This window comes from Fusicatenibacter saccharivorans, assembly GCF_027667425.1.
Lineage (GTDB): Bacteria > Bacillota > Clostridia > Lachnospirales > Lachnospiraceae > Fusicatenibacter > Fusicatenibacter saccharivorans.
On the sequence record NZ_JAQEGR010000001.1, the window covers coordinates 295,143 to 309,926 of the forward strand.

The 14,784-nt window shown below is 49.4% G+C and carries 12 protein-coding genes; 11 read left to right on the forward strand and 1 reads right to left on the reverse strand.

The genetic code is table 11. The features are described from left to right. The first annotated feature begins 29 nt into the window (after positions 1-29). From PGS38_RS01355 to PGS38_RS01385, 7 genes are all read left to right on the forward strand, one after another. Complete coding sequence (locus PGS38_RS01355; protein WP_022462333.1) at positions 30-1,181, forward strand: sodium ion-translocating decarboxylase subunit beta; 1,152 nt, start codon at positions 30-32, stop codon at positions 1,179-1,181. 49 nt (positions 1,182-1,230) lie between these two features. Next, a complete protein-coding gene (locus PGS38_RS01360) occupies positions 1,231-2,640 on the forward strand; it encodes an oxaloacetate decarboxylase subunit alpha (protein WP_117804070.1) in 1,410 nt (469 codons plus the stop codon). 230 nt (positions 2,641-2,870) lie between these two features. After that, positions 2,871-3,845: a MurR/RpiR family transcriptional regulator gene (locus tag PGS38_RS01365; protein ID WP_117509159.1), complete on the forward strand. Its 975-nt coding sequence runs from the start codon at positions 2,871-2,873 to the stop codon at positions 3,843-3,845. After that, entirely contained in the window at positions 3,842-5,089 is a 1,248-nt protein-coding gene (locus PGS38_RS01370) for a BaiN/RdsA family NAD(P)/FAD-dependent oxidoreductase (RefSeq protein ID WP_118719018.1), read from the forward strand. The genes PGS38_RS01365 and PGS38_RS01370 overlap by 4 nt, the downstream gene beginning before the upstream one ends. A 44-nt stretch (positions 5,090-5,133) precedes the next feature. Continuing rightward, on the forward strand, positions 5,134-5,799 hold the full coding sequence (gene cmk / locus PGS38_RS01375) for a (d)CMP kinase (RefSeq protein ID WP_118719020.1): 666 nt from the start codon (positions 5,134-5,136) through the stop codon (positions 5,797-5,799). 32 nt (positions 5,800-5,831) lie between these two features. Continuing rightward, positions 5,832-7,733 carry a bifunctional 4-hydroxy-3-methylbut-2-enyl diphosphate reductase/30S ribosomal protein S1 gene (locus PGS38_RS01380; protein WP_117509002.1) on the forward strand — a complete coding sequence of 634 codons (1,902 nt, stop codon included), beginning with the start codon at positions 5,832-5,834 and terminating at the stop codon, positions 7,731-7,733. Positions 7,734-7,880: 147 nt separating this feature from the next. Further along, positions 7,881-8,957 (forward strand): putative ABC transporter permease, encoded by a 1,077-nt coding sequence (locus tag PGS38_RS01385; RefSeq protein ID WP_055226378.1) that lies wholly within the window; start codon positions 7,881-7,883, stop codon positions 8,955-8,957. Positions 8,958-9,021: 64 nt separating this feature from the next. Here PGS38_RS01385 and PGS38_RS01390 read toward each other — a convergent pair whose 3' ends face one another. Beyond that, positions 9,022-10,110, reverse strand: a complete 1,089-nt coding sequence (locus PGS38_RS01390) for a ribonuclease H-like domain-containing protein (protein ID WP_119188464.1) — start codon at positions 10,108-10,110, stop codon at positions 9,022-9,024. Between the two features lie 171 nt (positions 10,111-10,281). On the opposite strand from PGS38_RS01390, the gene ruvA reads away from it, so the two are divergent. The 4 genes from ruvA to PGS38_RS01410 all read left to right on the forward strand — a co-directional run bounded on the left by ruvA (position 10,282) and on the right by PGS38_RS01410 (position 14,780). Further along, positions 10,282-10,896 carry a Holliday junction branch migration protein RuvA gene (gene ruvA / locus PGS38_RS01395; RefSeq protein WP_022461906.1) on the forward strand — a complete coding sequence of 205 codons (615 nt, stop codon included), beginning with the start codon at positions 10,282-10,284 and terminating at the stop codon, positions 10,894-10,896. Between the two features lie 40 nt (positions 10,897-10,936). Further along, on the forward strand, positions 10,937-11,947 hold the full coding sequence (gene ruvB, locus PGS38_RS01400) for a Holliday junction branch migration DNA helicase RuvB (RefSeq protein ID WP_022461905.1): 1,011 nt from the start codon (positions 10,937-10,939) through the stop codon (positions 11,945-11,947). A 130-nt stretch (positions 11,948-12,077) separates the two neighbouring features. Next, entirely contained in the window at positions 12,078-12,509 is a 432-nt protein-coding gene (locus tag PGS38_RS01405) for a cell division protein ZapA (RefSeq protein WP_055226374.1), read from the forward strand. Between the two features lie 57 nt (positions 12,510-12,566). After that, on the forward strand, positions 12,567-14,780 hold the full coding sequence (locus tag PGS38_RS01410) for a U32 family peptidase (RefSeq protein WP_117508998.1): 2,214 nt from the start codon (positions 12,567-12,569) through the stop codon (positions 14,778-14,780). Positions 14,781-14,784 lie beyond the last annotated feature (4 nt).

Sequence of the window (14,784 nt, forward strand, 5' to 3'; positions counted from 1 at the left end):
CGTTGTAAGAAAAAACCGGAGGTGAAAAAATGATTACTGAAACTTTAAACAACCTGCTTCACCAGACGGCGTTTTTTAATCTGGACTGGGGCAATTACGTTATGATCGCAGTGGCTTGCTTCTTCTTGTATCTTGCGATTAAGCATGAATTTGAGCCGTTGCTTCTTGTACCGATCGCATTCGGTATGCTGCTTGTAAACATTTACCCGGACATCATGGCTGAGCCTTATACCGACGTACAGGGTCTTGAGCATGCGGGCGGTCTGTTCTACTATTTCTTTACTCTGGACGAGTGGAGTATCCTTCCGTCCCTGATCTTCATGGGTGTAGGTGCGATGACAGACTTCGGTCCGCTGATTGCAAACCCGATCAGCTTTATCATGGGTGCAGCAGCACAGCTTGGTATCTATCTGGCATACTTCTTCGCTATTTTCATGGGATTCAATGGAAGAGAGGCAGCTGCTATCTCCATCATCGGCGGTGCCGACGGCCCGACTTCTATTTTCCTTCTGAATAAACTCGGACAGCAGCATCTGATGGGACCGATCGCCGTAGCAGCATATTCCTATATGTCACTGGTGCCGATCATCCAGCCGCCGGTCATGAAGCTTCTGACTACAGAGAAAGAGCGTAAAATCAAAATGGAGCAGCTTCGTTCCGTATCCAAACTCGAGAAGATCCTGTTCCCGATTGTTATCACCATCGTTGTCTGCATGATCCTTCCATCTACCGCTCCGCTGGTAGGTATGCTGATGCTTGGTAACCTGTTCCGTGAGTGCGGCGTTGTAAAACAGCTCCAGGAGACAGCTTCCAATGCCATGATGTACATTGTAGTTATCCTTCTTGGTACTTCCGTTGGTGCATCCACAAGTGCTGAGGCATTCTTAAATGTCAGCACCTTAAAGATCGTTGCCCTGGGTCTGATCGCATTCGTATTCGGTACCGCAGGCGGTGTCCTGTTAGGAAAGGTACTGTGCAAGGCAACCCACGGAAGAATCAACCCGCTGATCGGTTCTGCAGGTGTATCTGCGGTACCTATGGCAGCCCGTGTATCCCAGAAAGTCGGTGCGGAGGCAGATCCGACGAACTTCCTGCTGATGCATGCAATGGGACCGAATGTAGCCGGTGTTATCGGTACAGCCGTAGCGGCCGGTACCTTCATGGCGATCTTCGGTGTATAACTTCTTAAGACAAACAAAAGTGAGAAACACTTAATTTAGGAGGATAGAAATGGCAGTAGAAAAGAAACCTGTCAAGATTATGGAAACTGTTCTGCGTGATGCACATCAGTCCCTGATCGCGACGAGAATGACAACAGAACAGATGCTTCCGATCATCGATAAAATGGATAAAATCGGATATCACGCAGTAGAGTGCTGGGGAGGTGCAACTTTCGATGCTTCCTTACGTTTTCTGCATGAAGATCCATGGATGAGACTGAGAAAACTCCGTGACGGATTCAAAAATACAAAACTGCAGATGCTGTTCCGTGGACAGAATATCCTGGGATATCGTCCGTACGCAGACGACGTAGTAGAGTATTTCGTACAGAAATCCATTGCAAACGGAATCGACATCATCCGTATTTTTGACTGTATGAACGATCTGCGCAACCTGCAGACCGCTGTCAGCGCAGCAAACAAAGAAAAAGGCCACGCACAGGTAGCACTTTCCTATACTTTAGGAGATGCTTATACCCTGGATTACTGGACCACCATGGCAAAGAGAATCGAAGAGATGGGTGCAGATTCCATCTGTATTAAAGATATGGCAGGCCTGCTCGTTCCGTACAAGGCAACTGAGCTGGTAACCGCGCTGAAAGAAGCAACCGATCTTCCGATTCAGCTGCACACCCACTATACTTCCGGTGTTGCATCCATGACGTACCTGAAAGCAGTAGAGGCTGGTGTTGATATCATCGATACCGCAATGTCTCCATTCGCTATGGGTACTTCACAGCCGGCAACTGAGGTTATGGTTGAAACCTTCAAAGGCACTCCATACGATACTGGTCTGGATCAGAACAAACTGGCTGAGATCGCAGATTACTTCCGTCCGATGAGAGACGAAGCGCTCGATACAGGCCTCTTAAATCCGAAGAACCTTGGCGTAAATATCAAGACTCTTCTGTATCAGGTACCGGGCGGTATGCTCTCCAACCTGACAAGCCAGTTAAAAGAGCAGCACGCAGAGGACAAATACTACGATGTACTCGAAGAAGTACCGCGCGTAAGAAAAGACCTCGGCGAGTGCCCGCTGGTTACTCCGTCTTCCCAGATCGTTGGTACCCAGGCTGTATTCAATGTCCTGATGGGCGAGCGTTACAAGATGGTAACGAAAGAGACAAAAGACGTTCTTGCCGGAAAATACGGTGCAACTGTAAAACCGTTCAATCCGGAAGTACAGAAGAAATGCATCGGCGATACCGAGCCGATCACCTGCCGCTACGCAGACCTGCTTGAGCCGGAGCTTCCAAAACTGGAGAAAGAGATCGAGCAGTGGAAACAGCAGGATGAGGATGTATTAACCTATGCTCTGTTCCCGCAGGTAGCTGTAGACTTCTTCAAATATCGTGAAGCACAGCAGACAAAAGTAGATCCGGCAGCCGCTGACAAAAAAGACGGCGCATATCCGGTCTAAATAAAATCTGAGTAAAAAAATCAGCCGGTGTTCTGTGTTCCCCGTAAAAAGGGAATGCAGAACACCGGCTTTCCTTTTCAGCTTTTCAGCCATTGCGCCAGTAATTTATTCGTGTTATAATTCAAAAGATTGAGGTGTGTCCGAAAAAGAATCAGGATGCCCCCAAAAGAAGAAATGTGGATGCCGAACGGCATTTGCAGATCGGAAAAACAAATCAGGAAGAAAATAACATGAAAAAAGAAAAAGAACAGTCTTCTTCAGAAGAGCAGAAGGCAGCGAACGAGAATCTCCTCATTCGTCTGAATCAAAATTACGGAAAGTTGAGCAAAGGACAGAAGAGGCTGGCAGATTTTATTACGGCACATTATGACCAGGCCGTATCGATGACGGCAGCGCGCCTGGGACAGCAGGTCGGCGTCAGCGAATCGACAACGGTTCGCTTTGCGATGCAGCTTGGCTACGCGGGATATCCGGAGTTCCAGCGCGCACTGGAGGAGATGGTGATGAATCGTCTGAATTCAGTGCAGCGGATGCAGTTTACGTATGGCCGCGTGCCGCAGGGAGAAATTCTGGAGACCGTCCTGCAGTCGGATATTGAAAAAATCAAGATGACGCTGGAAGAAGTGGACCGGAGCGCCTTTGAGCGCGCTGCGGATACGATTCTTTCTGCGCGGACAATTTACATTGTCGGCATTCGGAGCTGCGCGCCGCTTGCGAGCTTTCTGGCGTTCTATTTCCATATGATTTTCCCGGATGTGCGCCAGGTACAGACAAACAGTTCCAGCGAGATTTTCGAGCAGATGATCCGCATCACGGAGGATGATGTGGTGATCGGCATCAGCTTCCCGCGGTATTCGATGCGTACGATGAAGGCACTGGAATTTGCGAACAGCCGCAAAGCGAAGGTGATTACGATCACAGACAGTGTGCATTCACCGATGAATGTTTATGCAGCCTGTACGCTGATTGCCAAGAGCGATATGGCATCGATCGTCGATTCTCTGGTGGCCCCTTTGAGTGTAATCAATGCGCTTGTCGTGGCGCTCTGCATGAAACGCCAGGCGGATGTGAAAAAGACACTTGAGAGCATGGAAAAACTGTGGGATGAGTACCAGGTTTACAGCAACGATGAAATCAACGGGCTGGACGATGCACGTCCTATGGGCGGAAAAAAGGCAGCTCTGCCGGTAAAGGAGAAAGCATGAGAAAAGCAGCAGTAATCGGCGGAGGCGCCGCCGGAATGATGACCGCCGTGCTTGCCGCCGGCGAAAAGACAGAGATTCATCTCTATGAAAAAAATGAAAAGCTGGGAAAGAAGCTGTTTATCACAGGAAAGGGCCGCTGCAATGTGACAAACGACTGCCCGACAGAAGAGTTCTTCACGAATGTGGTGACAAACCCGAAATTTCTGTACAGCTCCGCCTACAGCTTTGACAGCGCCCAGGTGCAGGAGTTTTTCGAAGCGGCAGGTGTCCGCTTAAAAGTGGAGCGCGGAAACCGTGTCTTCCCGGAGTCAGATCACTCCTCGGATATTATCCGCGCGCTGGAGACGGAACTGAAACGGAAAAATGTTCAGGTGCATAAGAATACAAAAGTAAAAGAGCTTCTTTTCGAAGGAGACCGCGTGAAAGGAATCCGCCTGGAAAACGGGAAAGAGCTTTTTTACAATGATGTCGTTGTCGCAACCGGCGGTATGTCGTACCAGACGACGGGGTCGGATGGAGACGGCTACCGTTTCGCAGAAGAGGCAGGACTTGCCGTCACTCCGCTCCGCCCGGCGCTGGTGCCGCTGGAAACAGAGGAAGCGTACATCCGTGAGCTGCAGGGACTCTCCCTGAAAAATGTGACGATGACGATTAAAAACGGCAAAAAGACGCTGTTCGATGGATTCGGCGAGATGCTGTTTACACATTTCGGAATTTCCGGCCCGCTGGGGCTTTCTGCGAGCTCCTACATCGGAAAAGCACTGGAACAGCAGCCGCTGAAAGGATATCTGAACCTGAAGCCGGCACTCACGGAAGAACAGCTGGATGCGCGGATCCTGCGTGAATTTGAGGAAAACCGGAACAAACAGTTCCGCAACGTGATCAACAGTCTGTTCCCGGCGAAACTGCTTCCGGTGATGCTCTCTCTTGGCGGGATCGACCCGTACAAACAGGTCAATGCCGTATCGAAAGCGGAGCGTCAGCACTTTGAAGAGCTGATCACGCATTTCCCGTTTACAGTAACCGGAACACGGGGTTTCCGTGAAGCAATTATCACACAGGGTGGTGTTTCCGTGAAAGAGATCCGTCCGGGCACGATGGAGGCAAAGAAAAAAGAAGGTCTGTACTTCGTAGGAGAAGTGCTCGATCTCGATGCACTGACCGGCGGCTTCAATCTGCAGATTGCCTGGGTAAGTGCCCATGCTGCAGCCGAAGAGATCCGGGCAAAGGAAGAACAGGAATAAAATATGGATCACAGATTTTAGAATTTTCAGGAGGAAGAGAGAAGATGAGATTTAATCTTGCAATTGACGGACCGGCAGGCGCTGGCAAAAGTACAATCGCAAAACGTGTGGCAAAGGAGCTTTCGTTTGTCTACGTTGATACAGGAGCAATGTACCGTGCCATGGGCATCTATTTTTCAGATCTTGGCATTGCACCGGAAAAGCAGGAAAAAATTGAGGCAGCCTGCAAAGATGTGAAAATTTCCATTTCCTACGAAAACGGAGAGCAGCAGGTTTATTTAAACGGCGTCAATGTCACCGGAAGACTGCGCACCGAGGAGGCTGGAAAGATGGCATCCGCGACAAGCGCCTATCTGGAAGTACGGAAAAAACTCGTGGAGCTGCAGCAGGAGATGGCGGAGAATACGGATCTTGTGATGGACGGCCGCGATATCGGAACTGCCGTTCTGCCGAACGCACCGTTGAAAGTCTATCTGACAGCAAGTGCCCATGTCCGCGCACTGCGCCGCTGGAAAGAGCTGACCGAAAAGGGACAGACAGCCGATCTTGCGAAAATCGAGGAAGATATCAATGAGCGTGATTATCAGGACATGCACAGAGAGCATTCCCCGCTGGTACAGGCAGAAGACGCCGTACTCGTTGACAGCTCTGAAATGACGATCGATGAGGTTGTGGAAAAGATCTTAAGCCTTGCCCGCGAGCGCATGTAAACGCGGCAGAGAAAAGAGGAGAAGAAAAACAGATGGAAGTAACTGTTGCAAAAAGTGCAGGCTTCTGCTTCGGCGTCAAACGGGCGGTCGATACGGTATACCGTGAAATTGAGAGCGGTGAAAAGCCGGTCTACACCTTCGGGCCGATTATTCACAACGAACAGGTTGTGGAGGATCTCGAAAACCGCGGCGTGCAGGTGATCCATTCGGAAGATGAACTAGAGGGGCTTTCCGGCGGAACCGTTGTGATCAGGTCGCATGGCGTGTCGCGGGATGTCTGCGAAAAGATCGAAGCGCGCGGCATGAAGATTGTAGATGCGACGTGCCCGTTTGTCAAGAAGATCCACCGGATTGTGGACGAGGAGGGCAGAAAAGGCCGCCACGTCGTCATCATCGGAAGCGCGGATCATCCGGAGGTACAGGGCATCATGGGATGGGCGAGCGGCCCGGTTACCGTGATGCATACCGCCGAAGAAGCGGAAAGTTTTGTGCCCGAAAATGGAAAACCAATATCTATTGTGGCACAGACGACATTTAATTACAACAAATTTAAAGATTTAGTTGAAATTTTTTTGAAAAAGAGTTATGATAGTACTGTTTTAAAGACTATCTGCAACGCTACCGAGGAAAGACAGACGGAAGCGAGAGCAATTGCCAGGAAGGTTGATGCCATGTTTGTCGTGGGAGGCAGACATAGTTCAAACACGCAAAAGCTGTATGAGATATGTAAAGAAGAATGTAAAAATACTTACTTTATAGAGACACTCGTTGATTTGGAATCTAAGCCTTTTCAATCATTTGGTCGCGTAGGTATTACAGCTGGGGCATCCACCCCGAATAAAATAATTGAGGAGGTTCAAAAAATGTCAGAAATGAGTTTTGAACAAATGCTGGATGAATCATTTAAAACAATCAGAAACGGAGAAGTCGTTGAGGGTACTGTAATCGATGTCAAAGACGATCAGATTATCCTGAATATCGGATACAAAGCCGATGGTATTCTTACCAAAAACGAATATTCCAACGATTCTTCCATCGATCTTCACACCGTTGCACAGCCAGGTGACAAAATGGAAGTCAAAGTTCTGAAAGTAAATGATGGAGAGGGACAGGTCCTTCTTACTTACAAGAGACTTGCTGCTGAAAAAGGCAACAAGAGACTCGAGGAAGCATTCGAGAATCATGAAGTTCTGAAAGCAAAAGTAACACAGGTACTGAACGGAGGATTATCCGTAGTTGTTGAGGAGACCAGAGTATTCATTCCGGCCAGCCTTGTATCTGATGTATATGAAAAAGATCTGTCTAAATATGCAGATCAGGAAATTGAATTCGTTATTACCGAGTTCAACCCGAGAAGAAGACGCATCATCGGTGACCGCAAACAGCTCATCGTTGCTGAGAAGAAGAAACTGCAGGAAGAACTGTTCGCACGCATCGCAGTTGGCGATGTTGTAGAGGGAACTGTTAAGAATGTTACCGATTTCGGCGCATTCATCGATCTGGGCGGAGCTGACGGACTGCTTCACATCTCTGAGATGTCCTGGGGCCGCGTAGAGAACCCGAAAAAAGTATTCAAAGTTGGTGAGACTGTAAAAGTTCTGATCAAAGACATCAACGGCGACAAGATTGCTCTTTCCTTGAAATTCCCGGAAGAGAATCCGTGGCTGAACGCTGCTGACAAATACGCTGTAGGCAACGTAGTAGAAGGCTGTGTTGCCCGTATGACTGACTTTGGTGCATTCGTTGAGCTTGAGCCGGGCGTAGATGCTCTGCTTCATGTTTCCCAGATCTCCAGAGAGCATGTTGAGAAACCGTCTGATGCACTGAAAATCGGACAGGAAATCACTGCAAAAGTAGTTGATTTCAACGAGGAAGACAAAAAAATCTCTCTGAGCATGAAAGCTCTGGAAAACGAAGAGCCAGTAGAAGAGTAAGAATAATTTAACTTGCAGGTGCTGCAGTTGGATGATTAGAATGCCGTAGACAACCGGGTTTCCTGAACAGACAGGAAACCTGTTGCCTGCGGTATTTTCTTATCATCCTGTTTTTGGCACCAGAAAAGAAAAAGGGGATGAAAGTTTATGTGGGAGACGAAGATTCTGGGTGTGGATCTGTACCACGTTCTAGCATGGTTCTGGCTGTACAGCTTCTGCGGATGGATCTGGGAGAGTTCCTATGTATCGATCCGGCAGAAAAAACTGGTCAACCGCGGTTTTGTCAATGGTCCGCTGCTGACACTGTACGGCACCGGCGCTGTTATGGTATACTTGATCCTGCGCCCGTTTGAAGCGAACGTCTGGGCACTGTATTTCGGAGGTGTCATTGTAGCGACGGTTCTGGAATATGTAACCGGCGTGCTGATGGAGACCATTTTTCATGCGCACTGGTGGGACTACAGCAATCAGAAGTTTAATTTTCAGGGAAAGATCTGCCTCAGCAGTTCGATTGCCTGGGGATTCTTTACACTGGGGCTGTTCTATATTCTGCAGCCGATTGCCGTGAAAGTAGTGAATCTTGTTTCGGATACTACAGGAGAGATCATTGTTTCCGTTGTTACCGTCTGCTATCTGGTAGATTTTGGATTTTCCGCAGCCGCAGCATTCCAGCTGGGACAGAAGATGCGCAGTCTGGAGAAAACGTGGGGAGAATTTCTGAAATATCTGCAGAAATCCCGCTTTAACCAGCTTGCCGAGGAGATGAATGCGAAAGTACAGCAGTATCGTGCAGAGTATTCCAGAGATAAGATGAAAGAATATCTGGCCGAGAAGCGCCAGACACTGTCTGAGGCAATGGAGCAGATGCAGAAGCTGGAGAAGGAGCGGAAAGAAGCCGAGGGAAGAAGAAATCCGCTTTTCGAGTCGAAGAACCGCCTGATGGAGTTCGGAGCAGAGCAGAAGGAACGCCTGACCGAGTTCGGAGCAGAGCAGAAAGAACGGTTTGCGGCACTTGGATTTGATGTGCGCAGTGATAAGATGCCGGATCTTAAAGAGCTGCTGGAGCGCTTTGACCAGATGACAAAACCGCAGCTTCCGACCAACTGGCTGATGCGCCTGACAACGAAACGTTATCTGCGCGCCTATCCGCATCTGCAGGGAACGCATCATGCTTCTCTGAAAAAGGAAGAAAAAAAGGTAGAAGAGAAAGAAGAGAAAAAATAAAGGACTGCTTGGAAAGGACAGTCCCGGAAAAACGGCCGTGCATGCAAAAACGTGTACGGCTGTTTTATTTTCTGGTTTTGCTATCGTCTTTGAAAAAGAGCTGAAGCTCGGAACAGAGATACTCTTTCAGGAGATCTTCCTGCGAAAGAAAGGCATCGGACCACTCAAAATAGTAAGGGCGGCTTTTGAAATCCTCGCGGAAGGCCGGGGTGAAAAACTCTTTCTGCTGCGGAAGAAATGTACCGGTCCGCCGCTGATAGCAGTTGGCAGCCTTTGCTTTCTGACGGTGTTCCGGATCGACAAACGCGCCAACGCTCTTGTGAACAGCCTGATCCTCCAGCGGAAGATAATAGTAATTCTTATAGTCCGGGAAGAAATATTTCAGCTCCGCCGTATGCGTCTGCAGGGAGAGAGAAACCCGTGAACCAAAGGCTGTAAGAGAACCATCCGCGCAGACACGGGAGAGGAAAACCGGAACTTCCCGCTCGGGCTGCAGTGAAACTTCCAGTGTCTGTCCGGTAAAACGACACGACTGGACAGAAAAATCGCCGTGAAACAGGGCAGGAAGCGCGAGCAGTTCCAGAACAGAACCCATGCCGAGGACATCCTCATAATTGTGAAGGAAAAGCAGTTCCAGTTTCTTTTCATCCAGTGTCTGAAGATAGTCGTGGTAAACAGAAATCAACTGTTTTCCGTTAAGTTGATCCTTCCGTGGGAATGAGAGATACTGTTCCACATTTTTCTGTTTCATTGAAGAAAGTCCCAGGATTGACTGAAACGGGCGGAGTGCCTGATAAAGATCCAGGGATGCGATTGACGAAAGCGGATCTTCCATCTGATAAAACAGTGCTTTGTGTGTGAGGTAAGGAAGATCAAATGTCGTTCCATTAAAATGCACCAGCCGCTTCACGTCGGAAAGAAACGTGAAAAAAGAGACAAGCATCTCTTTTTCTTCGGTCGGTCGATCAAGAAACCACTGGCGCAGTGTGAAAGCATCCGCGGCCGGGTCAAAGAACAGCGCACCAATCAGATAGAGATGCGAGGTACGCCAGGAAAGGCCGGTCGTCTCAATATCGAAAAAGACATCGCCGTTTCTCAGATACATCTGAAGATTGGCAGAGAGAGCAGCGGGGGTAGAATCTATGATCTGCATAAGGTTTTTTGTCTCCTTTGAAAAACTTTTTTGAATCTAAAGATATTATAAGACGAAAAAATCTGACATGCAAGAAAGACAGCGACTAATCGTTGCGTGATGAGAAAAGTTCTGCTATAATAGAATGTGCGTTCGCTTTCGAAAAAAAAAACGGCGCTTTGGAGGAAAAACATGATTGCATTTATCAAAGGAACTGTAGATTCTCTTTCGGAAGGAAAAATGATTCTCGAAAGCCATGGAATCGGCTATGAGCTGAATATTCCAGCGAGTATGTTCGACGCAGGCATCCGGGAGGGAGAGGAGTTAAAGATATATACCCATATGAGTGTGCGGGAAGACGGAATTTCCCTATTCGGCTTTCTGTCCCGTGAAGATCTTGAAATATACCGTATGCTGATCGGCGTAAGCGGCATCGGACCAAAAGCGGCGCTTGCGGTGCTGTCCACGCTTACTGCAGACAATCTGCGCTTTGCCGTCCTCTCGGAAGATGTCCAGGCGATTGCCAAAACACCGGGCATCGGAAAGAAGACCGCGCAGAAGCTGATTCTGGAATTAAAAGACAAATTCGACCTGCAGGAAGCGTTCGAGCAGAAGCTGGCAGGAAATCAGGCGGCTGCGGCGGTACGGCAGGCAGGCGAACCGGATGCCTTCCAGGATGCGGTACAGGCGCTGACTGCGCTTGGCTACTCCGGAACGGAAGCACTGCAGGCAGTAAAGAAAGTCGAAATCACCGAAGGCATGGACAGCGAGGCTGTGCTGAAAGCGGCATTGAAGCATATGTTTTAGCAGATGGTCCTAAATTGTGGAAGAAGGAAACCTTATAACGATGGAAAGAAGAATTATCACAACTGACGTTCTCGAGGAGGACGTGAAAATCGAAGGTTCGCTCCGTCCCCAGCACCTGGACGACTACATCGGACAGGAAAAGACGAAAAAGAACCTGAAAGTATATATTGAAGCAGCAAAACAGCGAAGTGATGTTCTCGATCATGTGCTGTTTTACGGCCCTCCGGGACTTGGAAAAACAACGCTGGCGGGCATCATTGCAAATGAGATGGGAACCCATATGAAGGTAACGAGCGGCCCGGCGATCGAAAAACCGGGTGAGATGGCAGCGATCCTCAACAATCTGCAGGAGGGCGACGTCCTGTTTGTTGATGAGATCCACCGCCTGAACCGCCAGGTCGAGGAGGTTCTTTACCCAGCGATGGAGGATTTTGCGATTGATATCATGATCGGAAAAGGCTCTTCGGCGCGCTCGATCCGCCTGGATCTGCCGAAGTTTACGCTGGTCGGCGCAACAACGCGTGCAGGTCTTTTGACTGCTCCGCTCCGCGATCGGTTCGGTGTCATCCACCATCTGGAATTTTACACGGAGGAAGAATTGGCCAACATTATCCTGCACTCCTCAAAAGTACTGAATGTGGAGGTGGACCCGCAGGGAGCGCTTGAGATGGCGCGCCGTTCCAGGGGAACACCGCGTCTGGCAAACCGGATTTTAAAGCGTGTCCGCGACTTTGCCCAGGTGAAATACGATGGAAGAATCACAAAAGAGGTCGCATCATTTGCTCTCGATCTGCTGGAAGTAGACCGTTACGGACTGGATCAGACTGACCGGCTGCTTCTTACCACCATTATGGAAAAGTTCCAGGGCGGTCCGGTGGGACTCGATACCCTGGCAGCATCGATTGGAGAAGATGCCGGAACCATCGAAGATGTCTACGAGCCGTTCCTGATCAAATCCGGATTTATCAACCGCACTCCGCGCGGAAGAGTGGCAACGGAATTTGCCTGGCACCACCTGGGGCTGGAGGCACCGCGTAAGATCGAAGAGTAAAAGCCCTGAATCTTTCATTTTCTGTCGCTTTTTGCAGAAAAAGGTTGTTTTTCTTCCATTTTCGGTATATGATAGGTTATATTAGCCGGAAGTTTGGTCCGGTTAAATTCAGTGGAGGAAAAGCAAAAGAATGGCTGTAAAAAATACAACACAGGTTTTAATAGATGGAAAAATTATCACACTGGGAGGCTATGAGAGCCCGGAATATCTGCAGAAAGTAGCTGCTTATCTGAATCAGAAGATCAGCGAACTTTCCCAGTCAGCCGGATACAACCGCCTGTCGGTGGATACGAAGCACACACTGCTTGCACTGAACATTGCAGACGACTATTTCAAAGCAAAAAGCCAGGTAGATACCCTCGAAGAGGATATGGAAGCCAAAGACCGGGAAACCTACGATATGAAGCACGATCTGATCGCAGCGGAAATCCAGGCCGGCGATCTGAAAAAAGAGCTGGAAGAGAAACGAATCGAGCTGGAACATGTGCGCGGCGAGATGGAAGAACTGCAGCGGCAGCTTGATAAGGCAAATAAGGATCTGGAAGATTTATTAAAAGCGTAAAAGAAGGAAAAACGGGGGATTGCGGAACAGGTAATCGCCCGTTTTTAGGAGATAAAGATGAAGACAGAATTATTAGCACCAGCCGGTTCGATGGAAGCGTTAAAAGCGGCGGTTTCCGCCGGTGCGGATGCCGTCTATCTCGGCGGAGCCGCATTCGGCGCAAGAGCGTATGCAAAAAATCTGGATGAGCAGGAGATTCTCTCAGCCATCGATTACGTCCATCTGCGGAACCGGAAACTGTATCTGACGGTCAACACCCTCTTAAAAGAGGAGGAACTGGAAGAGAAACTGTATCCGTATCTGCGTCCGTACTATGAGCAGGGACTGGATGCCGTGATTGTCCAGGATATGGGCGTTTTAAAGGCGGTCCGCTCCTGGTTCCCGGATCTCGACATTCATGCGAGCACACAGATGACAGTGACAGGATCTGCGGGAGCGCGTTTCCTGGAGAGCCTTGGCGCGACGCGTGTGGTACCAGCCCGTGAGCTTTCGTTTGCGGAGATCCAGAAAATCCACCGGACGACCAACCTTGAAATTGAATGCTTCGTCCACGGGGCGCTCTGCTACTGCTATTCGGGACAGTGCCTTTTTTCCAGCCTGATCGGCGGGAGAAGCGGAAACCGCGGAAGATGCGCGCAGCCGTGCCGTCTGCCGTACGAAGCGTACGATAAAGACAACCACCGCATGGGGGAGCCGGGCGACCGCTATCCGTTAAGCCCGAAGGATATGTGTACGGTAGAACTGCTGCCGGAGATTGTAAAATCCGGGATTATGTCCCTCAAAATCGAAGGCAGAATGAAAAAGCCGGAGTATACAGCGGGCGTTGTCAGCATTTACCGCAAATACCTCGATCTGTACGAAAAAAAGCCGTCCCGTTTCCACGTTCTGCCGGAGGACATGAAAAAGCTGTATGAGCTGTATAACCGTGACGGTTTCAACAAAAGCTATTATACCGTAAGAAACGGACGCGATATGATGGCGCTGAAGAACGAAAAAGAGCAGGAAAATAAAAAGAAACAGCGCAGAAATGAGCAGCTCTTTTATGAGATCCAGAGAGATTATATCGAGACTGAGGCAAAAGAGCCGATTTCCGGCTTTCTGACCCTGTATCCGGGCCAGCCGGCGTTCTTAAGTGCAGAAAGCGGAAAATACAGCGTAACAGCAGAGGCGGGCATGGTAGAACCGGCAAAGAAGCAGCCGCTGACAGAGGAACGCGTAAAAACACAGCTGGAAAAGACAGGCGAGACACCATTCTATTTCAAAGAACTCGATGTCTGTATGGATGACAACTGTTTCGTGCCGATGCAGACGTTAAACGAGCTGCGGAGAGGCGTTTCGGACCAGCTGGTGAAAGAGATGACAGAGCCATACCGCAGAAAAGCAGCGGAAAAGCCGGAACAGGAAGCAAAAGCATCTGGAAAACCGGACCAGGAGAACAGGGCAGAAAAGAAAATGGAGCTGACCGCATCTGCCGAGACGAGAGCCCAGTGGAATGCGCTGCTCGAGATTCCGGAGATCACGACGATCTACGCCGGCATGGGATGCTTCAAACGGGAAATCTTCGAAGAACAGGCGGAAAAAGGAATCCTGCAGGCGAAAGAACTGGGAAAACAGGTTTATCTGATGCTGCCGCACGTTGTGCGTGAAGGCGATCTGAAGGAATACCGCGACACGTTCCGCTGTCTGAAGGAGATCGGTCTTGGCGGTTTCCTGATCCGCAATCTCGAAAGCTTTTCATTTTTGAAAGAGATGGGAATGGAAAAGGATATCCGGCTCGATTACAGCGTTTACACGTACAACAGCCGTGCGCAGGCATTCTGGCAGGAGCAGGGCGTGCAGCGTGATACCGTTCCGTATGAGCTGAACGAGCGGGAAATCGGAAAACGTGACAATACGAACAGCGAAATGGTGGTCTACGGCTACCTTCCGATGATGGTTTCCGCCCAGTGTGTCCAGAAGAACCTGAACGGCTGCAATCACAGTTATTCTCTGGTACGCTTAAAAGACCGGATGGGAAAATACTTCCCGGTGAAGAGTTACTGCACCTCGTGCTACAGTGTGATCTACAACAGCCTTCCGCTCGGCCTGGTAAAAGAAGCCGATGAGATCCGGTCCATGCATCCGGCTGCGGTGCGGCTGAATTTTACCATCGAGACACTGGAGGAGACAAAAGAAATCGCCGCTGCGTTTGCTGGAACGTACTGTAAAGGAATCGCAGTTCCGGCCGAACAGGAATATACCAAAGGCCATTTCCGCCGGAAAGTAGAGTAAACGG

Bases quoted from the DNA above. Each gene is read 5' to 3' on its own strand.
- PGS38_RS01355 (WP_022462333.1), top strand. From the start codon at position 30: ATGATTACTGAAACTTTAAACAACCTGCTTCACCAGACGGCGTTTTTT.
- PGS38_RS01360 (WP_117804070.1), top strand. From the start codon at position 1,231: ATGGCAGTAGAAAAGAAACCTGTCAAGATTATGGAAACTGTTCTGCGT.
- PGS38_RS01365 (WP_117509159.1), top strand. From the start codon at position 2,871: ATGAAAAAAGAAAAAGAACAGTCTTCTTCAGAAGAGCAGAAGGCAGCG.
- PGS38_RS01370 (WP_118719018.1), top strand. From the start codon at position 3,842: ATGAGAAAAGCAGCAGTAATCGGCGGAGGCGCCGCCGGAATGATGACC.
- cmk (WP_118719020.1), top strand. From the start codon at position 5,134: ATGAGATTTAATCTTGCAATTGACGGACCGGCAGGCGCTGGCAAAAGT.
- PGS38_RS01380 (WP_117509002.1), top strand. From the start codon at position 5,832: ATGGAAGTAACTGTTGCAAAAAGTGCAGGCTTCTGCTTCGGCGTCAAA.
- PGS38_RS01385 (WP_055226378.1), top strand. From the start codon at position 7,881: ATGTGGGAGACGAAGATTCTGGGTGTGGATCTGTACCACGTTCTAGCA.
- PGS38_RS01390 (WP_119188464.1), bottom strand. From the start codon at position 10,110: ATGCAGATCATAGATTCTACCCCCGCTGCTCTCTCTGCCAATCTTCAG.
- ruvA (WP_022461906.1), top strand. From the start codon at position 10,282: ATGATTGCATTTATCAAAGGAACTGTAGATTCTCTTTCGGAAGGAAAA.
- ruvB (WP_022461905.1), top strand. From the start codon at position 10,937: ATGGAAAGAAGAATTATCACAACTGACGTTCTCGAGGAGGACGTGAAA.
- PGS38_RS01405 (WP_055226374.1), top strand. From the start codon at position 12,078: ATGGCTGTAAAAAATACAACACAGGTTTTAATAGATGGAAAAATTATC.
- PGS38_RS01410 (WP_117508998.1), top strand. From the start codon at position 12,567: ATGAAGACAGAATTATTAGCACCAGCCGGTTCGATGGAAGCGTTAAAA.